We start from the raw sequence: 19,124 nt of genomic DNA, 5'->3' as shown, positions 1-19,124 counted from the left end.
AAGAACAGGCACCCTTTCGGTGCCCGTACTCTTTAGTTTTGCCGGAGATGCATTACCACATCAAATCATCAGGCACTTTGAAATCAGCGTACGGATCGTCTTCATCCTGCTCTTCCTGACTGAGCGCACTATTTAAGACGATGCTGCCCGCATCCCGCTGCGCGATTTTATCGGCAACGCTCGCGGGGATGATGGCGTATTCGGATTCGCCATTGCTATCGACAACCAGACGCGCAATGGCGAGGCGACCGCTGATCAGCTGGGCCTGGGTGGCCTTATTGACAACGACCCGTTTAATGAGGTTATTGTCGGTAAAGTTAAAATCAATATCGCCTTTTACGATGCTGATTCTGTTCATTTCAATAAGCTGCTTCACCTGCGCTTTATATTCTTTCGATAAAGCGGCCTGTTTTTGCTGTTCGTTCAGCTGCTTATCACGCTCAAGCTGCGCTTTTTTATTTTCTTCCACAGCCTCGCGTGCCTCGCGCGCCTGCACGCGTGATTTTTTGGCCGTTCTCTGAACTTTGGCCATTTTTTTGCTGGTCACTAAACCCGCTTTTAGCATCTGTTCTTGTAAGGTAAGTTTTGTCATTTTCGTGTCTGAAATCGTTGAAGGCCAGGTAAGATTATACCTGTAATTATTGCGGCTGTACCTGATTCGCGGACGAGACGAAAGCGCCGTGCATCGCGGCGCGCCAGCCCCTGATACCGAATGCCATCAGACCTTAAGCATTTTCACCGTGGCATCGATGTCTATTTCATCTTCCGAGAAAATCAGCGTATTGCCCTGGAAAGTGGTGATCGCCAGTTTTTTCAGCGTGCGCATTTCACCGGGCTTGTTGGCGATTTTTGGCCGGATGCTGCCCATTAATGCGCCGACGGATAACACCGCATTATCTTTATCAATACGGGCATCAGCCGGAACTTCTTCGCTGTAAATAAGGTAGTTTTTGATCGCCGTGAGCTTAAGGCGCTCACCCGCGATGTAGATGTATTTGCTTTCCGGGACGACTTTTACCGCATACGCGGACAAACCCTTGTTATTGGTCGTCGGTTCGAAAGTGACCGCCGCATCCTTCTTAATCAGCTCCGGGTTGGCGACCTTAATCACATGAAAATAACGATTTTCGCCGTTTTCATCTTTGATAAATCCAAAGCCTTTATCTTTAAACCACGTTGTGATTGTTCCGTTCATCGCCATTACCACCTGATTAATCGTTTATCCACTCATTTTTGCAGGGCGCAGTGTAAAGCACAATGCCTGCGCAGACTACGTATCGTGAGGATAAATTTCTGGATGCGAAGTGCGGTCGGGTTGGGCGGTTAGCGCCGCAATGCGCCGGACAGGCATCGCTGCGGCTCGCTCAAAACCTGCAATTACTCATTGCCCCACTGGTTCAGGAAGGTTGCAATCTCGTCGATGCGCGATTCGGCGATACCCGCCTCCTTCGCCATCTCTTTCTGCGCATCCTCACTGATTTCCTCGTTATTCATTAACCGGGTAATCAGCAGCTGAAAATAGTGCGCCAGAGAGTCGCGCTCTGCCTCTGTCACCGGCTCTGCGCACTCCGTCGAATACTCATCGACGATGTCATAATATTTTAATGGGATGTCATTGTTCATCAGTCGTCTCCGGGATGATGTGGCGGTCTGTCTCGTCTGGCCGCGATAATATCATTTTTTATCATCACGTCGCGATGATGCGCGGTGATATCAGATGTGCCGAAGGCGTTGGTGAATAATATGGGGGAGCAGATATCAGCTGTAAAAGCCCGCAGGAAACCGGCCCCGCCACAAAAATTATCCCCTGCGGCGACTTTACTCACTCCGCAGGGGTCACTCGCTACTGCGCGAAAGCCGCCCTGTCTTCTTCGTTAATCGCCCTCAGTACCCGGCACGGCACGCCGACCGCGACAACATCCGCTGGGATCGATTTTGTGACCACGCTGCCCGCACCGATCACGCTGTTGCGCCCAATCGTCACGCCGGGGTTGATGATAACGCCAGTGCCGAGCCAGACGTTATCCTCGATAATCACCGGCAGCGAGAACTGCTGACCCGTAATGCGGATTGCCGGGTCAATGGGATGCCCCGCCGTCGAGATGGTGACGTTTGGGGCGACCATCACGTTATCGCCGATGGTTACCGTGGCATCGTCAACGAGTGTGAAGTTAAAGTTGGCGTAAAAATGATTACCAATGTGGGTATGGCTGCCATAGGCCACGCGAACGGGTGGTTCAATCCAGCAGTCTTTTCCCAGGCTGCCAAACAGTCGCGGCAAAATGTCGCGCCGTCTGGCCTCTTCTGACGAGCGCGTCATATTGTAATCATAAGCCAGCTCTTTGCCGGTACGACGTTCCTCCGGCAGCCCTTCACAGTGATCGGTGTAGAGCCTGCCCGTATTCATCCTTTCCCTTACAGACATTTCCTTTCTCCTTTTGTATAAACAAATCGCTGACCTAATGATTATTCAGCGATTTTCTTTTTCGCTGAGCGTTTGGCTTTGGTGGCAGCAGCGATTTTCTGCGTTTTCTCTGACGGTTTTTTCGCCTTTTTCGCGCCTTTATTTTCGCCCGCTTTTTCCGCTTTCGGTTTGGTTTTACCTTTGCCGCCACGGAATGCGCTGTCTGGCTCGAAATTCACTTTTTTACCGACCTGACGGCGCTTGCTGTTGGTGTTCTGCCCGCCTCTGCGGGCTTTTTCACGCTCGGTTTTGCCGACGTTGCGCGGTGCGCGTTCGCTGGAAATCAGCGAGAAGTCGATTTTACGTTCGTCCATGTTGACCGCTTCCACGCGCACTTCAACGCGGTCGCCGAGGCGATAGGTCTGGCCGCCGGATTCACCGATCAGCCGCTGACCGACCTGGTCGAAGCGATAGTAGTCGTTGTCCAGCGAGGAGACGTGAACCAGGCCATCAATGAACAGATCGCTAAGACGGACAAAAAAGCCAAAACCCGTGACGCTGGCGATCACGCCTTTAAAGATATTGCCGACCTGATCCTGCATAAAGTCGCACTTCAGCCAGTCAGCGACATCGCGGGTGGCTTCGTCAGCGCGGCGTTCAGCCATCGAACAGTGCTGGCCCAGTTGCAGCATCTCTTCCATGGAGTAGTGATAACCGCCGGTGTCGGTGCTGTTACCTTTGTGGCCCTGCTCTTTTGCCAGCAGATATTTGATGGCGCGGTGCAGGGAGAGATCCGGGTAGCGGCGGATCGGCGAGGTAAAGTGAGCGTAGGACTGTAGCGCGAGGCCAAAGTGTCCACGGTTCTCCGGGTCGTAGATTGCCTGCTTCATCGAGCGCAGCAGCATGGTTTGCAGCATCTCGGCGTCAGGACGATCGGCGATGGACTCCAGCAGTTCAGCGTAGTCGCGCGGCTCCGGCTTATTACCGCCCGGCAGTTCCAGCCCCAGCTCTGCCAGTACCGAGCGGAACGACGTAATCGCTTCGTTAGTCGGTTTGTCGTGAATACGGAACAGCGCAGGCTCCTGGGCTTTCTCGACAAAGCGTGCCGCCGAAATATTCGCCAGAATCATGCATTCTTCAATAAGCTTATGCGCGTCGTTGCGCTGGGTCTGCTCAATGCGCTCAATGCGGCGCTCGGCGTTGAAAATAAACTTCGCCTCTTCGCTCTCAAAAGAGATACCGCCGCGCTCGGTGCGGGCCTGCTCCAGCACTTTATAAAGGTTATGCAGCTCTTCGATGTGTTTAACCAGCGGCGCATACTGCGTGCGCAGTTCCTGGTCGCCCTGAAGCATATGCCAGACTTTGGTATAGGTCAGACGCGCGTGTGAACTCATCACCGCTTCGTAGAATTTAAAACCGGTCAGGCGGCCTTTGGCGGAGAGGGTCATCTCACAGACCATACACAGGCGGTCAACCTGCGGGTTGAGCGAGCACAGGCCATTAGAGAGCACTTCCGGCAGCATCGGTACGACCTGCGACGGGAAATAGACCGAGGTGCCACGGTTGCGGGCTTCCTGATCCAGCGGTGTGGGTGGACGCACGTAATAGCTGACGTCGGCAATCGCCACCCATAAACGCCAGCCGCCACCGCGTTTTTTCTCGCAGTAGACCGCATCGTCAAAGTCGCGGGCGTCTTCGCCGTCGATAGTAACCAGCGGCAGGTTGCGCAGATCCACACGGCCCACTTTGGCCTCTTCCGGCACCTGTTCTTTCAGGCTGGCAATCTGATCTTCAACCGCCTGCGGCCAGACGTAGGGAATTTCATGGGTACGCAGGGCCATATCGACCGCCATGCCGGTGCCCATGTTTTCGCCGAGCACTTCGACGATTTTACCTACGGCCTTGGTGCGGCGGGTCGGGCGCTGGGTGAGTTCAACCACCACGACAAAGCCCATCCGCGCGCCCATGATATCTTCCGGCGGAATGAGGATGTCGAAGCTCAGACGGCTGTCGTCCGGCACCACAAAGCCCACGCCCGCGTCGGTAAAGTAGCGCCCGACAATCTGACCGGTTTTCGGCACCAGCACGCGCACGATACGCGCTTCGCGACGGCCTTTACGGTCCGCGCCCAGCGGCTGGGCCAGTACCTGATCGCCATGAATGCAGGTTTTCATTTGTTCGCTGGAGAGATAGAGATCGTCCTTGCGGCCTTCAACGCGCAGGAAGCCGAAGCCATCGCGGTGACCGATCACCACGCCTTTAAGCAGGTCGAGGCGCTCCGGCAGCGCGTAGCACTGGCGGCGGGTGAAGACTAACTGACCGTCGCGCTCCATCGCACGCAGGCGGCGGCGCAAGGCTTCAGTCTGCTCTTCACCTTCAATATTAAGTTCAACCGCCAGCTCTTCGCGGTTGGCTGGTTTTTCACGTTTGGTTAAATGTTCGAGGATAAATTCCCGGCTTGGGATGGGGTTCGCGTATTTTTCTGCTTCGCGGTTCAGGAAAGGATCTTGTGACATAGCGGTTCCTCCGTTGTCAGCGCTGATGGCGTTAATCGTCACTCCACCAGTAATAATTTATAAAGCGGTTGATTTTCTTCAACCAAATCGGCCAGCGTGAGGTTATCCAGCTCCTTAAGGAAGCTCTGCACGGCTTGTGAAAGCGCCTGTTTCAGGCGGCACGCTGGCGTAATATGGCAAAATGCGCTGTTGCAGTTCACCAGGGTAAGCGGCTCCAGCTCTCGTACAACATCACCAATGCGAATAGTTTCTGCGGGTTTGCCGAGCCGGATCCCCCCGTTTTTTCCCCGTACGGCGGCCACATAGCCAGCACGACTAAGCTGATTGATTATTTTGACCATATGATTACGGGACACACCGTATACGGCAGTCACTTCCGAGATGCTGGTCATCCGCCCATCCGGTAGCGATGCCATATAGATTAGCGCACGCAGACCGTAATCGGTAAAACTCGTTAACTGCACATCAACCTCAAACCAGGGGAAACACGGATATTTATAGTAGTGATGATAAACCAGCCAACCTTCAGGTCGCTAATTAATTTGGATCGCGAGGCAAAAAGCGGGAGTGTCGGACGGGATATCTGGCCCGCGCGTATCGGCGCAGGCCAGTAGTGCAAAAGATTATGCGTCGAACGGATCGCGCAGAATCATGGTCTCGGTACGATCGGGACCGGTAGAGATGATGTCAATCGGAACGCCAGTCAGCTCTTCGATACGCTTGATGTAGTCCAGCGCCGTCTGCGGCAGGCCATCACGCGTTTTCACGCCGAAGGTGGATTCAGACCAGCCCGGCAGCGTTTCGTAGATTGGCTCAATGCCTTCCCAGTTATCGGCTGCCAGCGGCGTAGTGGTGACTTCGCGGCCATCCGGCATACGGTAACCGACGCAGATTTTCACTTCTTTCAGGCCGTCCAGCACGTCCAGTTTGGTCAGGCAGAAGCCGGACAGGGAGTTGATCTGCACCGCACGGCGCACGGCAACCGCATCCAGCCAGCCGGTACGACGGCGGCGACCGGTGGTAGCGCCGTATTCGTTACCCTGTTTGCACAGGAACTCACCGATGTCATCAAACAGCTCGGTCGGGAACGGACCCGCGCCCACGCGCGTGGAGTAGGCTTTGATGATGCCGAGCACGTAATCCACATAACGCGGACCCAGGCCGGAACCGGTCGCCACGCCACCCGCAGTGGTGTTGGAGGACGTTACGTACGGATAGGTGCCGTGGTCGATATCCAGCAGCGTACCCTGCGCGCCTTCGAACATCACGAAGTCGCCGCGCTGACGCGCCTGGTCGAGCAGGTCAGAGACGTCCACTACCATCGCGGTGAGGATATCGGCAATCGCCATAACGTCATCCAGCACTTTCTGGTAGTCAACGGCGTCGACTTTGTAGAAGTTCACCAGCTGGAAGTTGTGATATTCCATCACTTCTTTCAGCTTGTCAGCAAAGGTGGCTTTGTCGAACAGATCGCCAACGCGCAGACCGCGACGGGCGACTTTATCTTCGTAAGCCGGACCGATACCACGACCGGTGGTGCCGATGGCTTTCGCGCCACGCGCTTTTTCGCGCGCTACGTCCAGCGCGACGTGATAGTCGAGGATCAGCGGGCAGGCTTCAGAGAGCAACAGACGCTCACGAACCGGGATACCACGGTCTTCCAGTTCTTTCATTTCTTTCATCAGCGCGGCAGGCGACAGCACTACGCCGTTACCAATAATGCTGGTGACGTTATCGCGAAGAATGCCTGATGGAATAAGATGGAGAACGGTTTTTTCACCGTTGATTACGAGAGTATGACCTGCATTGTGACCGCCCTGATAGCGCACCACATATTTAGCCCGTTCAGTCAGAAGATCTACGATCTTTCCTTTACCTTCGTCACCCCATTGGGTGCCCAGTACGACGACGTTGTTACCCATTTTAAAATCACCGATTGCTTAAAAATGGATTCTACCACCGCTTTTTGTGTTAATCAGCACTTTTTGCACCCGAAAAACGGCAAATCCGACCACTATTTGATCAGCCAATCGTTTTCGTCAACATGTAGTAGATCACAAACCCGGCGACCACAAGTCCGCCGCCAAAACGACGCAAAATATTATCCGGCAGTATCGCGAGCGCGGCGATCATTTTGCGCCAGGCACGCGGATAAAGCATCGGGCCTAAGCCTTCCAGCACTAAAACCAGCGCGAGGGCCAGCAGGATTGTTGAGTTCAAAGCAGATCCATCCTTTGCCAGACAAACGTTAAATCATCAGGGACAGGCAGCGCGCTAAAAATAGCGTTTTGTTATTTTGCTGCGCTAAGCGTACTAAAGCACCGGCAGAATACCTGATGCACGGCCGCATTAAAAAGTATTTACCATGAACAGGGTGCGCCAGCAGAGAAGTGGCAGGCAAAGCGGAAAACTCGGCGCTTTTTCTCGTTGATCCGCGGAGTGAGTTGTTCAGGGCTAAAATGATAAAAAACCCTCCAGAGCATCGCACTCTGGAGGGTTTAAGGCTTCAGGATTAACGCGTTACGGAAGTCGGCGTTTTCATATAGCGGAAGAAATCATTTTCCGGGCTAAGGACCATGACGTCCTGGTTGCCCTGGAAGCTGTTTTCGTACGCGCGCAGGCTACGAATAAAGGCGTAGAAGTCCGGGTCCTGGCTGAATGCGTCGGCAAACAGTTTGGCCGCTTCGGCATCACCTTCACCGCGCATGATACGGCCCTGACGCTCGGCTTCTGCCAGCGTTTTGGTAACTTCGTAATCTGCGGCAGCCTGGATCTTCTCTTTCTCTTCTTCACCCTGTGAACGGTGACGACGAGCAACCGCTTCACGCTCGGCACGCATACGGTTGTAGATCGCCTCGGAAACTTCGGTCGGCAGGTTGATCTGCTTGATACGCACATCCACCACTTCGATACCCAGCGCCGCCATACTGTTCGGATTCACCACCGGCACCTTGCCGTTGGTTTCAGCCGATACGCGCTCGGCGGCTTTGGCGATTTCGTTATCCGCGCCCGGCGTCGCAACTTCGTCTTCCGTGCCCGCAGAACCGGAGTTCAGCGCTTCACGCACTTCAATGGTCAGACGACCACGCGAGTCGGTCACGATGTCTTTCACATCCAGACGACCGATTTCAGACCGCAGACGGTCAGAGAATTTACGTTTCAGCAGCACTTCGGCCTGCGATACGTCACCGCCGCCGGTAGCCAGATAGTAACGGCTGAAGTCGCTGATACGCCATTTGATGTAGGAGTCAACGATCAGGTCTTTCTTCTCTTTGGTCACAAAGCGGTCAGCCTGGTTATCCATCGTCTGGATACGGGCATCAAGCGTTTTAACCGATTCGATAAACGGGATCTTGAAGTGCAGACCTGGTTCAAAGACCAGCGGCTTGTTGTCGTCGTCTCGCAGTACTTTACCGAAGCGCAGCGTGATCCCACGCTCGCCCTCTTTCACCACAAATAATGAGGTATAAAGCACTACCAGCACGATGATGATAATCGCAATAACAGACTTACGCATCGTTATTCCCCCTGACGCTGGTAGTCGTTACGCTGCGCGTTGGCGCGGCGTTGGTCCATGATATCGTCCTGACTGTCTGACGATGATTTATTCGCACTGCTGTTGCCAGAGGACGCAGGCGGCAGGCGCAGAAGGTTGTTTGCGCCGCTGTTTTCATTCTTTGCTGACGAGGCATTACCACCTTTAAGCATTTGATCCAGTGGGAGAACCATCAGGTTGCCGCCTTTGTCGTTCACCAGCACTTTACGGGTGTGGCTCAGGACTTTTTCCATCGTTTCGATATACAGACGCTCGCGGGTAATTTCCGGGGCGGCTTTATATTCCGGCAGGATTTTAGCAAAGCGTGCCACTTCACCCTGCGCTTCTAACACAGTTTGCGTTTTATAAGCGCGGGCTTCTTCGAGAATACGCTGCGCCTGACCGTTAGCACGCGGCTGGACTTCGTTGCTGTACGCTTCCGCTTCACGAATGGACTGCTGCTCGTTCTCACGCGCGGAGATGGCATCATCAAACGCCGCCTGAACGGCTTCTGGCGGACGAGCAGCCTGGAAGTTGACGTCCAGCAGGGTGATACCCATGTTGTACGGACGGATGGTTTCTTCCAGCTCACGCTGGGTATCGCTACGAATAACGGTACGGCCTTCAGTCAGGATGCGGTCCATCGTGTATTTGCCGATAACCCCACGCAGCGCGCTGTCTGTGGCCTGACGCAGGCTGTCATCGGCGCTGGTCACGCTGAACAGGTAACGACGCGGATCGGTGATGCGGTACTGCACGTTCATCTCAACGCGCACGACGTTTTCGTCTGACGTCAGCATGACGCCAGACGCGGCCAGCTCGCGCACGGCTTCAACGTTGACCGGCGTGACTTCATCAATGAACGTCGGCTTCCAGTTCAGGCCCGGCTCAACCAGATGGTTAAACTGACCGAAGCGCGTGACCACGCCACGCTCTGCTTCTTTAATGGTGTAGAACCCGCTTGCCGCCCAGATAATAACGACTGCGGCAACCGCAATGCCGACAACGCGACCGCCCAACTGGCCACGCGGACCTTGTGGCGCACCGCCTGTCCCATTGCCTCTGTTGCCTCCGCCGAAGCCGCCGAGTTTTTTACTCAGCTTGCGGAAGATATCGTCAAGGTCAGGCGGTCCCTGCTCACGACCGCCTTTGTTTCCATTTCCGCCGGGGTTGCCGCCAGGTTTATTACTCCCCCAGGGGTCGCGGTCTTGTCCGTTATTACCGGGCTGGTTCCACGCCATTTCTGTACTCCATATTTGTTATGCGGTGATATGCCCGTGCGATGTCAATGTTCCGGGCATCCTCTTATCGAGGAAAAATATCTTCAGTCGGGTTAAATAATATAATCAACCAGAGCGGGTTCTTGTTTACAGAGGCGACGCCAGTCAACAATCGGCAGGCGAATTTGCAGACCAATACTACCGTCTTCCTCTTGCCACTCTTTTTCTATTGCCTGAAGCTGATAAAACCGGCTTCGCAGACGCCCTTCCTGGACGGGCAGCCGCAGCGTGTGCTGCGCTACTTCACCGGAAAGCCGTTCGGTCAAAGCCTGAAAAAGCAGTTCTGCACCTGCCCCGGTCTGCGCGGAAAGCCAGACGCGGATCGGTTTATTTTCTTCATCCCGGTCGATACGCGGCTCGAAATCTTCCAGCATATCGATTTTGTTCATGATCAGCAGCGTGGGGATTTCATGAGCGTCAATCTCTTCGAGCACGGTATTGACGGCGTCCACGTTTTCCTGCACCCGCACGTCGGCAGCGTCGATTACATGCAGCAGCAGCGTCGCCTGACGCGTTTCCAGCAGCGTGGCCTTAAAGGCGGCAACCAGGTCATGCGGCAGATGACGGATAAACCCTACGGTGTCCGCCAGCACGGTTTCGCCCACGTCGGCCACGTCAATGCGCCGCAGCGTCGGGTCGAGCGTAGCAAAAAGCTGATCCGCCGCGTAAACCTGCGATTCGGTGATCTGATTAAAGAGCGTCGATTTCCCGGCGTTGGTGTATCCCACTAACGATACGGTAGGGATATCCGCTTTAATGCGCGACTGACGCCCCTGTTCGCGCTGCTTTTCCACTTTCTCAAGCCGCGACAGGATTTGCATAATCCGGTTACGTAATAAACGACGGTCGGTTTCGAGCTGGGTTTCACCCGGACCGCGTAAACCAATACCGCCTTTTTGTCTTTCAAGGTGCGTCCAGCCGCGCACGAGGCGCGTGGCCATATGGCGCAACTGCGCCAGCTCAACCTGCAACTTACCCTCATGGGTGCGCGCACGCTGGGCAAAAATATCTAAGATAAGACCGGTACGGTCGATAACCCGGCATTCGCAAAGACGTTCCAGGTTACGTTCCTGGGCCGGACTCAGGGCGTGATCAAACAGCACAACGGATGAACCCGTTGCTTTTACGGCTTCCGCAATTTCAACTGCTTTACCTTCACCAACATAATACTTGGGGTGCGGTGCTTTACGGCTACCGGTAATCACCTGAATTGCGTCGACACCGGCGGAAGAGACAAGAGATTCAAACTCCTGAAGATCTTCCATATCTTTGTCTTGCGAAAAATAGATGTGTACCAGCACCGCCTGCTCACCGGCGTCATAACGGTCAAACAAGCGTAAACCCTCACTAATGACCAGCGGGGAACCTGAAAAAAACGGCTCCCCGAGCTGGAAAAACAGCCAATAACTTATTCGTTATCTTCGCCGTCTTGCTGGGACGCAGAAGAACCCTGCGCGTTACTACCGTGATGATAATTGCTGCCGGTGCCACCCGTTGCATTGTTGCTATGGTGCGAAACCGGACGAGACGGAACAACGGTAGAGATAGCGTGCTTATACACCATCTGGCTAACCGTGTTCTTCAACAGAATCACGAACTGATCGAAAGATTCGATTTGACCTTGCAGCTTAATACCATTCACCAAATAAATAGAAACCGGAACGCGTTCCCGACGTAATGCGTTCAGGAACGGGTCTTGTAAAGATTGCCCCTTAGCCATTCTCTCTTTTCCTTATATGTATGCTTGTTTTGTACTTAGAACCTTACGATTCTGCAAATTGCGCACGATTCGACTCAATTGTACACATTCAATGAGCGTTAGCACCAACAACCTGCAACACTTCGTTACGTGCCTGGTCTGGATTTTCACTGTCAAGCCAGTGAACACCTTCCCATCCGCGTAACCAGGTTACCTGACGCTTGGCTAACTGCCTCGTGGCGCAAACACCTCGATAAACCATTTCATCATATGAAATCTCGCCTTCAAGATAAGACCACATCTGGCGGTATCCCACACAACGAATGGAAGGCATATCCGTATGCAAATCTCCACGAGCAAAAAGCGCTCGCACTTCTGCTTCAAAATCTGAAGCCAACATCTGATGAAAACGCTGCTCAATGCGCTGATGGAGCAGTTCCCTGCTCGCCGGAGCGATAGCAAACTGATGCACCCTGTAGGGCAGAGCCTCGCCTGACGTTTGCGTCAGCTCCGTTAAAGTTTTACCCGAAATGAAAAAAACTTCCAGTGCCCGGGAAAGCCTTTGCGGATCGTTAGGATGAATGCGCGCTGCGGCGACAGGATCAATCTCCTGAAGCTGCTGATGTAGCGCCTCCCATCCCTGCTCTGCGGCCTGCTGCTCGATCTTCGCTCTGACCGCTGGATCAGCGGAAGGAAGCGGTGAGAGTCCTTCCAGTAATGCCTTGAAATACAGCATCGTACCGCCCACCAGCAGAGGAATACGGCCCGAGGCGGTAATCTCTGCCATCTCCTTTAGCGCGTCGCGGCGGAAATCAGCCGCCGAATAAGCCTGCGCGGGGTCGAGAATGTCTAACAACCGGTGCGGCGCGGCGCGAAGTTCGTCCGCATCCGGCTTCGCCGTTCCGATATTCATCCCTTGATAGATAAGGGCGGAATCGACGCTTATCAACTCTACTGGCAAAACTTTACGTAACGCTATCGCCAGCGCGGTTTTGCCCGAGGCCGTTGGCCCCATTAAAAATATTGCCTGTGGCAGATCTGCTTGTGTCACGTTACTCATCTTTCAGGGCGTTCATCGCCGAATGTATCTCAACAGGTTGTAATAAACCGCCTGGCGGCGACGCGACCAGCTGCGGGCAGAGGCGTTCGACATCTGCCAGCACCGCAATCGCCTGCGCCATGTTCCACTGGACATGCTCGCTTGCCAGATTGCGCGCCAGCCACAGGGCAATATCTTCAACAAGATGCGTCGATTGCTGCGCCAGGTAGCCTATCAGTTCAGGAATCAAGTTTTGTAAATTTTGTTGCCGCAAGGGTAAAGGCACGGCCCGAATTGTCACAAAATGAGCATCTGACTGAAATTCAATGCCCAACTGCGTTAAAACGGCCTGTGCGTTGCTCATCGCCTGCTTTTCCTGCGCCGAAACTTTCAGCCGCAGGGGGATCAACAGCGGCTGAGCGCATACCTCATTTTTACCCGGCGTGAGTTGCGCCTGCCGCAGCCAGCGCTCGGCAACCGGCAGCGCCAGAAGCTGTAATTTGCCTCCCCGCTCCAGCAGAGCAAACTCGCTGTGCAGAATGGTCAGCACACGACCAAAACTCTGCGCGTGACCGTCCAGCGCCTGTACCGGCGGTGACGGTTCACGAACTTGACGTTCGGTAGAGGGAGTTTGTAACAGCTGGCGGTAAAGTGCGCCCTGCTGTTTCTGGTAGCCCGGCTGGGCATTGGGCCAGCTCGCGCCTCCACCCGCAGGCGCGGAGGCAGGGCGCGGCGGCGTTTTCTCGCGTTCGGGCGCGGGTTCGGCGAACTGATTGCGTCCGGCGGCGACGCGATTTTCCGGGACGTGGCGCGGCTCTTCCGCCAGCGCCAGCGGCGCGTCAAACCGCTGCTGGAGTACGCTCAGCACGCCCTGGTAGATAAAATCATGAACCAGCCGCGGCTGGTGAAAGCGCACTTCATGCTTGGCAGGGTGGACGTTCACGTCCACCTGATGCGGATCGATTTCCAGATAGAGCACAAACGCAGGCTGCTGATCCAGACCAAGTTTTTCCTCACAGGCCTGGCGGATCGCGTGGTTAATCAGGCGGTCACGCATCATGCGCCCGTTAACATAGCTGTACTGAATTTCTGCCAGCGCGGGCGTGGTTCCCTGCGGATCGGCCACCCAGCCGCGCAGCGTCAGATCGCCGTGCTGCCACTCAATCGCCAGCGCCTTCTCAAGAAAGGCCGTCCCGCAAATGGCACCCATTCGCCGTTCTTTCGCCGCGCCCGGCGGCACTGCGCGATACTGACGCACCATTTTACCGTTATGATTCAAGTTGATAGATACGTCAAAACGCGCCAGCGCGATGCGGCGAATAATCTCGTCGATGTGGTTAAACTCGGTTTTCTCGGTGCGCATGAATTTGCGGCGGGCGGGCGTGTTATAGAACAGATCCAGCACTTCCAGCGTTGTCCCCACCGGGTGCGCCGCCGGTTTAACCGTCACGTCCATATCGCGCCCTTCGGCGTAGGCCTGCCATGCTTCCTGCTGCTCCGCCGTCCGCGAGGTAAGCGTCAGGCGTGAGACTGAGCTGATGCTCGCCAGCGCTTCACCGCGAAAGCCGAGGCTGATAATGGCTTCAAGATCGTCAAGAGTGGTGATTTTACTGGTGGCGTGACGAGCCAGCGCCAGCGCCAGCTCGTCTTTTTTGATGCCGCAGCCGTTATCACGGATGCGGATGAGCTTAGCGCCACCGCGTTCGATATCGATATCAATTCGCGTTGCGCCAGCATCGATGCTGTTTTCAACCAGCTCTTTCACCACCGACGCAGGGCGCTCGACCACCTCACCTGCGGCAATCTGGTTTGCAAGCTGCGGAGGCAAAACCTGAATCGGCATGAAATCTCCTTAGTTGAGCAGCATCCCGCCCGGCGACGATGCGCTGGCAACCTGCCCGGCGTCTCCCTGCGGGCCAGGCTGTAGCGGATGCGCCTGGAAGTAGTTACGCAGGCCTGCATAAATCGCGCTGGCAATCTGCTGCTGGAATTCATCGCTGCCCAGCAAACGCTCTTCGCTGGTATTGCTGATAAACCCGGTCTCCACCAGCACGGATGGAATATCCGGCGAGCGTAAAACGCCAAGGCTGGCGTGCTCTGGTCGCCGCTTATGCAGCGATCCGACACGCTGAAGCTGGCTGAGCATATTCGTCGCCACATCATACCCGACGCGCTGCGAATGACCGAATTGTAAATCCAGCACCGCCTGGCTTAAGTAAGGATCGGACTGACTGTTCGCCAGCACGTCTCCCGCGCCGCCGAGCAGCTCGGATTGCTTCTCGTGCTGTTCCAGCCAGCTTGCCATTTCGCTATTGGCGCGGCGGTTGGACAAGACCCATACCGACGCGCCGGTCGCGTCGCGGTTAGGCGCGGCGTCGGCGTGGATCGACACAAGGAAGTTGGCGTTCTGCTGGCGAGCGACGTCAGAGCGCCCCATCACCGAAATAAAGTAGTCGCCGTCGCGGGTCAGCACACCTTTAAACATCGGATCGGCATTCAGCAGGGTGCGCAGTTTACGCGCAATGGCGATGGTAACATTTTTTTCGCGCGTACCGCCGGGGCCAATCGCGCCGGGGTCCTGACCGCCGTGTCCGGCATCAATGGCGATAATGACTTTATCGCCTGAGGCCGTGCGTGTGCGCATGGCGGGACGCGTTACGGTATTGCTGTTCGTTACGCTGGTGATGCGATCGTTGTCTGCTTTAAACGGGTTTTGCGCAGGCTGCACCGGGCGCGTTTGCGCAACCACCGGCGGCGCGGCTTGCGGCTGCGCAACTATCACTGGCGCAGGAGGAGGCGGCGGCGGGACATCGGCATTGATGGTAAACACCACCGTATAGTTGCCGCCGTTTTGCTGCTTCACCGCGCGGGTTTTCCCGTTTTCCGTGAGATCGACCACCAGCCTTAATGACTGATTATCTTTTGGCGTACCGGAACGGATCGCCTTCACCAGGTTGTTACCGCTGAACTGCAACGGCAGCCCCTGGATCACGCCGGTTTGTTTGATATCCAGCGCGACGGTGCGCTTACCGTCCTGGGAAAATGCGTACTCGGGATCGCCGATAAAACTTAGGGTAATGCGGGCCTGACGATCGCCATTAGATACCTGGATATCGGACAGGCTTGCCGCTCCGGCCTGCGCGCACAGCAGCACCAGCAGCGATATCAACCATTTATGCATACGATACATCATCCCGTCGCCCTTAAGGTTAACCGGCTAAACGCGCCAGCAGCGAATCACCCGATGCGGAGACCGCGGTTACGCGCGCCTCACGACCTTGTGCCTGATAATCCAGGTGTATTTCAATATCCGGTTCCGGCAGCACGCCCGTCCCCTGCTGCGGCCACTCCACCAGGCAAATCGCCTCATTGGTGAAATAGTCGCGGATGCCCATAAACTCCAGTTCTTCCGGGTCAGCGAGACGGTACAGATCGAAGTGATAGACCGTCAGCGCATCAAGAACGTAAGGCTCGACCAGCGTATAGGTCGGGCTTTTGACGTTTCCGCGATGGCCCAGCGCCTGCAAAAACCCACGGCTGAAGGTGGTTTTCCCCGCGCCGAGGTCGCCATAAAGATAAATAACGGTTGCGCCATTGCACGCCTTGGCGATGCGTTCACCGAGGTCTAAAGTCGCTTGTTCGTCGGGCAGAGGTATTACTCGATTAATCATGGTCTGGGTCAATCACATCCGGGTTAACAACACGCACAAGCGTGGAAAAAAGGTCAGTCGCCAGCATACCGCGCGTACCGTAACGCGCCGCCAGCTTATCTGCCGCGACGCCGTGAGCAATACATCCGGCAGCGGCGGCCTCAAAGAGTGGCAGCTTTTGTGCCAGCAGTGCGCCGATAATACCAGACAGCACATCGCCCATTCCGCCGCTCGCCATGCCCGCGTTACCGGCATCCACGATGCCGAGCGTTCCTTCGTGGCTGGCAACCACCGTCCCCGCGCCCTTCAGCACTACGGTGCCACCATACTGTTTTACCAGACGCTGCGCAGAAAGTAAGCGATCGCTCTCAATTTCTGCAACGTCGGTGTTTAACAGCCGGGCAGCTTCGCCGGGATGCGGCGTCAGCAGGCGATTGTGACGTTTATCGGGATTGATTGCCAGCAGGTTCAGCGCATCCGCGTCCCATAACATCGGTTTGCGAAAATTCTCAATTTTTTGCAGCGCCTGACGGCCCCATTTTTGCTGTCCGAGACCGGGGCCAATCACCACAACATCCGCCCATTCCAGATTATCTTCGAGCGATTCTGGCGTCAGCGCCTGCACCATCAGTTCCGGGCGCGCGGCGAGGACAGGAACGATGTTATCGCTGCGGGTTAAGATCCGTACCAGCCCTGCCCCCGCACGCAGCGCCGCTTCACCGGTCATGCGGATCGCCCCCGCCGTGCCGTGATCGCCGCCCACAATCAGCAGTTTGCCGTGATCGCCTTTGTTAGAGGTCGGACGGCGCGGTTTAAGCCAGTCGGCCAGCAGGCTGCCGTCAAAGCGGAGATACGGCGGCTCCTGCCCGGCCAGCCACCCTTCCAGGCCGAGAGCGTTATGGTGCAGTTGCCCCACCACGTCGCGGGCTTTACCGGTGAGCAGCCCGGGCTTGAGGGCGATGAAAGTGATGGTATGAGCGGCGTGAATTACCGCGCCGGGCGTCGCACCCGTCTGCGCCAGCAGGCCAGAGGGAATATCCAGCGCCAGCACGGGTGCCGGATGCGCGTTGGCATGGTCAATCAGTGCGGCGATATCATCACGCGGAGCGCTGTGCAGGCCAGTGCCCAGCAAACCATCAACGATGACCTCAACACCTTCCGGCCAGGCCACATCCGGCGCGTGAACGGTGCCGCCCGCGTTAAGCCAGGCCTCGCGGGCGCTTTCTGCCTCTTCCGGCAAGGGTTTCTCACTCTGAAGCGCAATTACGCTCGCCTGTATACCCGCCGCCTGCGCCAGCCTCGCAACCACGTAGCCGTCGCCGCCGTTATTACCGTGACCGCACAGAATGAGCCAGTGGCGCGCGTCCGGCCAGCATTCCCGTGCCAGGGTGAAAGCGGCGAAGCCCGCTCGCTGCATCAGTTCAAACAACGTTAATCCCAGCGCATCTGCTGCTTCTTGTTCGAGACGCGGTAGCGCCTGCGCAGGCCAGATGGAGTGTGGTACACTTGCGGGGTTTTTGTTCATGGTATGGTCCGTCATGTCTCAGCCCCTCGATCTCAGTCAGTTAGCGCAAAATATTAAACAGTGGGGCACTGAACTCGGGTTTCAGCAGGTCGGTATTACCGATACCGATCTTAGCGCCAGCGAGCCGCAACTCCAGGCGTGGCTCGATAAACAGTACCACGGCGAAATGGAGTGGATGGCGCGTCACGGCATGATGCGCGCCCGTCCTCACGAGCTTCTGCCCGGCACGCTGCGCGTCATCAGCGTGCGGATGAACTATCTGCCCGCCAACGCTGCGTTTGCCCGCACGCTGAAAGATCCCACGCTTGGCTACGTCAGCCGCTACGCGCTCGGACGCGACTATCACAAGCTGCTGCGCAATCGCTTAAAAAAGCTCGGTGAGAAAATCCAGGAACAGTGCGTTTCGCTGAATTTTAGACCTTTTGTGGATTCCGCGCCTGTGCTGGAACGTCCGCTGGCGGAAAAAGCCGGGCTGGGCTGGACGGGCAAGCACTCACTGATCCTCAGCCGTGACGCCGGATCGTTCTTTTTTCTCGGCGAGTTGTTGATCGACCTCCCGCTGCCCGTCGATGGCCCCGTTGAAGAAGGCTGCGGGCGCTGCGTGGCCTGCATGACCATTTGCCCGACCGGGGCGATCGTTGAACCCTACACCGTAGACGCCCGGCGCTGCATTTCTTATTTAACCATTGAGCTGGAAGGCGCGATCCCCGAAGAATTTCGTCCGCTGATGGGCAACCGGATTTACGGTTGCGATGACTGCCAGCTTATCTGCCCGTGGAATCGCTATTCGCAGTTGACGAACGAGGAAGATTTCAGCCCGCGCAAATCGCTACACGCGCCCGAACTGATTGAACTCTTTGCGTGGAGCGAAGCGTGGTTTCTGAAGGTGACGGAAGGCTCAGCCATTCGGCGCATTGGTCACCTGCGCTGGCTGCGAAATATTGCCGTTGCGCTGGGCAACGCACCGTGGGATGAAGCCAATATTCGGGCGCTCGAAGCGCGCCGGGGTGAGCACCCACTTCTCGACGAGCACATAGAATGGGCGATTGCGCAGCAAATTCAGAAGCGTAATGCCTGCGTGGTTGACGTACAGCTACCCAAAAAACAGCGGCTGGTGCGGGTGATTGAAAAAGGTTTGCCGCGCGACGCATAAACCATTCACAGCATGTGAATAAAATTAAAAACTCATTGGTATTCAACACGCAAAAATTCGTCAAGCGATCGAATTAACATTTTGAAATATTATTTTATCCAATAATTTCATAACGTTATCGAAAACTAATTTACATTCTGAACAATTATGTGCGGAAGGCAGAAATCGCTAACCTGTGGATAACTCTGTTTACAGAAGTTTGTCAGAAGTGCAAAACATGGCGTACAACGGGCGTCGTCGCTGTGGATAATTTATTCTGGAGTGAAGATTTGGAGCGGGAAACGAGACTCGAACTCGCGACCCCGACCTTGGCAAGGTCGTGC

The 19,124-nt window shown here is 55.7% G+C and carries 18 protein-coding genes; 1 reads left to right on the top strand and 17 read right to left on the bottom strand.

The window, feature by feature from the left end:
* Positions 1-52: 52 nt before the first annotated feature.
* The 17 genes from RT197_RS04335 to nnr all read right to left on the bottom strand — a co-directional run bounded on the left by RT197_RS04335 (position 53) and on the right by nnr (position 17,663).
* Complete coding sequence (locus RT197_RS04335; RefSeq protein WP_312947634.1) at positions 53-592, bottom strand: DUF2058 domain-containing protein; 540 nt, start codon at positions 590-592, stop codon at positions 53-55.
* Between the two features lie 126 nt (positions 593-718).
* Positions 719-1,201 carry a cold shock domain-containing protein gene (locus RT197_RS04330; RefSeq protein WP_312947632.1) on the bottom strand — a complete coding sequence of 161 codons (483 nt, stop codon included), beginning with the start codon at positions 1,199-1,201 and terminating at the stop codon, positions 719-721.
* Positions 1,202-1,377: 176 nt separating this feature from the next.
* The gene (locus tag RT197_RS04325) at positions 1,378-1,623 is read right to left on the bottom strand and encodes a YmjA family protein (protein ID WP_312947630.1); all 246 of its coding nucleotides are present in this window, start codon (positions 1,621-1,623) and stop codon (positions 1,378-1,380) included.
* Between the two features lie 220 nt (positions 1,624-1,843).
* The gene (locus RT197_RS04320; RefSeq protein WP_312947627.1) at positions 1,844-2,425 is read right to left on the bottom strand and encodes a DapH/DapD/GlmU-related protein; all 582 of its coding nucleotides are present in this window, start codon (positions 2,423-2,425) and stop codon (positions 1,844-1,846) included.
* A 41-nt stretch (positions 2,426-2,466) separates the two neighbouring features.
* Positions 2,467-4,920, bottom strand: a complete 2,454-nt coding sequence (gene rnr / locus RT197_RS04315; protein WP_312947624.1) for a ribonuclease R — start codon at positions 4,918-4,920, stop codon at positions 2,467-2,469.
* 38 nt (positions 4,921-4,958) lie between these two features.
* Positions 4,959-5,384: a nitric oxide-sensing transcriptional repressor NsrR gene (gene nsrR / locus RT197_RS04310; protein ID WP_312947622.1), complete on the bottom strand. Its 426-nt coding sequence runs from the start codon at positions 5,382-5,384 to the stop codon at positions 4,959-4,961.
* 159 nt (positions 5,385-5,543) lie between these two features.
* On the bottom strand, positions 5,544-6,842 hold the full coding sequence (locus tag RT197_RS04305; protein WP_312947620.1) for an adenylosuccinate synthase: 1,299 nt from the start codon (positions 6,840-6,842) through the stop codon (positions 5,544-5,546).
* A gap of 100 nt (positions 6,843-6,942) precedes the next feature.
* A complete protein-coding gene (locus RT197_RS04300) occupies positions 6,943-7,140 on the bottom strand; it encodes a DUF2065 domain-containing protein (RefSeq protein WP_312947619.1) in 198 nt (65 codons plus the stop codon).
* Between the two features lie 292 nt (positions 7,141-7,432).
* Positions 7,433-8,437 carry a protease modulator HflC gene (hflC, locus tag RT197_RS04295; RefSeq protein WP_312947618.1) on the bottom strand — a complete coding sequence of 335 codons (1,005 nt, stop codon included), beginning with the start codon at positions 8,435-8,437 and terminating at the stop codon, positions 7,433-7,435.
* Between the two features lie 2 nt (positions 8,438-8,439).
* Positions 8,440-9,696, bottom strand: coding sequence for an FtsH protease activity modulator HflK (hflK, locus tag RT197_RS04290; protein ID WP_312947616.1), 1,257 nt, complete (start codon positions 9,694-9,696; stop codon positions 8,440-8,442).
* 92 nt (positions 9,697-9,788) lie between these two features.
* Positions 9,789-11,069 (bottom strand): ribosome rescue GTPase HflX, encoded by a 1,281-nt coding sequence (gene hflX, locus RT197_RS04285; RefSeq protein WP_312947614.1) that lies wholly within the window; start codon positions 11,067-11,069, stop codon positions 9,789-9,791.
* Positions 11,070-11,143: 74 nt separating this feature from the next.
* Positions 11,144-11,455 (bottom strand): RNA chaperone Hfq, encoded by a 312-nt coding sequence (hfq, locus tag RT197_RS04280; RefSeq protein ID WP_312947612.1) that lies wholly within the window; start codon positions 11,453-11,455, stop codon positions 11,144-11,146.
* Positions 11,456-11,543: 88 nt separating this feature from the next.
* The gene (gene miaA, locus RT197_RS04275; protein WP_312947611.1) at positions 11,544-12,494 is read right to left on the bottom strand and encodes a tRNA (adenosine(37)-N6)-dimethylallyltransferase MiaA; all 951 of its coding nucleotides are present in this window, start codon (positions 12,492-12,494) and stop codon (positions 11,544-11,546) included.
* On the bottom strand, positions 12,487-14,316 hold the full coding sequence (gene mutL, locus RT197_RS04270; RefSeq protein ID WP_312947609.1) for a DNA mismatch repair endonuclease MutL: 1,830 nt from the start codon (positions 14,314-14,316) through the stop codon (positions 12,487-12,489). Before mutL ends, miaA begins: the two co-directional genes overlap by 8 nt.
* Before the next feature lie 9 nt (positions 14,317-14,325).
* Entirely contained in the window at positions 14,326-15,666 is a 1,341-nt protein-coding gene (gene amiB, locus RT197_RS04265) for an N-acetylmuramoyl-L-alanine amidase AmiB (RefSeq protein ID WP_312947607.1), read from the bottom strand.
* A 16-nt stretch (positions 15,667-15,682) separates the two neighbouring features.
* Positions 15,683-16,144: a tRNA (adenosine(37)-N6)-threonylcarbamoyltransferase complex ATPase subunit type 1 TsaE gene (gene tsaE, locus RT197_RS04260; protein WP_312947605.1), complete on the bottom strand. Its 462-nt coding sequence runs from the start codon at positions 16,142-16,144 to the stop codon at positions 15,683-15,685.
* Positions 16,137-17,663 carry a bifunctional ADP-dependent NAD(P)H-hydrate dehydratase/NAD(P)H-hydrate epimerase gene (gene nnr / locus RT197_RS04255; protein ID WP_312947603.1) on the bottom strand — a complete coding sequence of 509 codons (1,527 nt, stop codon included), beginning with the start codon at positions 17,661-17,663 and terminating at the stop codon, positions 16,137-16,139. The genes tsaE and nnr overlap by 8 nt, the downstream gene beginning before the upstream one ends.
* On the opposite strand from nnr, the gene queG reads away from it, so the two are divergent.
* Positions 17,662-18,801 carry a tRNA epoxyqueuosine(34) reductase QueG gene (gene queG, locus RT197_RS04250; protein ID WP_312947601.1) on the top strand — a complete coding sequence of 380 codons (1,140 nt, stop codon included), beginning with the start codon at positions 17,662-17,664 and terminating at the stop codon, positions 18,799-18,801. The two genes, nnr and queG, sit on opposite strands and share 2 nt — an antisense overlap.
* Positions 18,802-19,124 lie beyond the last annotated feature (323 nt).

Origin of the sequence: Superficieibacter sp., assembly GCF_032071645.1 — a bacterium.
GTDB lineage: Bacteria > Pseudomonadota > Gammaproteobacteria > Enterobacterales > Enterobacteriaceae > Superficieibacter.
Note: the sequence above shows the minus strand (reverse complement) of the source record. Positions and strands in the feature narration are given on the sequence as shown.

What these genes read in the sequence shown, in the direction of transcription:
- nnr (WP_312947603.1), bottom strand. Translation starts at nt 17,663, where the DNA reads ATGACGGACCATACCATGAACAAAAACCCCGCAAGTGTACCACACTCC.
- RT197_RS04335 (WP_312947634.1), bottom strand. Translation starts at nt 592, where the DNA reads ATGACAAAACTTACCTTACAAGAACAGATGCTAAAAGCGGGTTTAGTG.
- RT197_RS04325 (WP_312947630.1), bottom strand. Translation starts at nt 1,623, where the DNA reads ATGAACAATGACATCCCATTAAAATATTATGACATCGTCGATGAGTAT.
- hflC (WP_312947618.1), bottom strand. Translation starts at nt 8,437, where the DNA reads ATGCGTAAGTCTGTTATTGCGATTATCATCATCGTGCTGGTAGTGCTT.
- mutL (WP_312947609.1), bottom strand. Translation starts at nt 14,316, where the DNA reads ATGCCGATTCAGGTTTTGCCTCCGCAGCTTGCAAACCAGATTGCCGCA.
- hflK (WP_312947616.1), bottom strand. Translation starts at nt 9,696, where the DNA reads ATGGCGTGGAACCAGCCCGGTAATAACGGACAAGACCGCGACCCCTGG.
- queG (WP_312947601.1), top strand. Translation starts at nt 17,662, where the DNA reads ATGTCTCAGCCCCTCGATCTCAGTCAGTTAGCGCAAAATATTAAACAG.
- tsaE (WP_312947605.1), bottom strand. Translation starts at nt 16,144, where the DNA reads ATGATTAATCGAGTAATACCTCTGCCCGACGAACAAGCGACTTTAGAC.
- rnr (WP_312947624.1), bottom strand. Translation starts at nt 4,920, where the DNA reads ATGTCACAAGATCCTTTCCTGAACCGCGAAGCAGAAAAATACGCGAAC.
- RT197_RS04305 (WP_312947620.1), bottom strand. Translation starts at nt 6,842, where the DNA reads ATGGGTAACAACGTCGTCGTACTGGGCACCCAATGGGGTGACGAAGGT.
- amiB (WP_312947607.1), bottom strand. Translation starts at nt 15,666, where the DNA reads ATGATGTATCGTATGCATAAATGGTTGATATCGCTGCTGGTGCTGCTG.
- hfq (WP_312947612.1), bottom strand. Translation starts at nt 11,455, where the DNA reads ATGGCTAAGGGGCAATCTTTACAAGACCCGTTCCTGAACGCATTACGT.
- miaA (WP_312947611.1), bottom strand. Translation starts at nt 12,494, where the DNA reads ATGAGTAACGTGACACAAGCAGATCTGCCACAGGCAATATTTTTAATG.
- RT197_RS04320 (WP_312947627.1), bottom strand. Translation starts at nt 2,425, where the DNA reads ATGTCTGTAAGGGAAAGGATGAATACGGGCAGGCTCTACACCGATCAC.
- RT197_RS04330 (WP_312947632.1), bottom strand. Translation starts at nt 1,201, where the DNA reads ATGGCGATGAACGGAACAATCACAACGTGGTTTAAAGATAAAGGCTTT.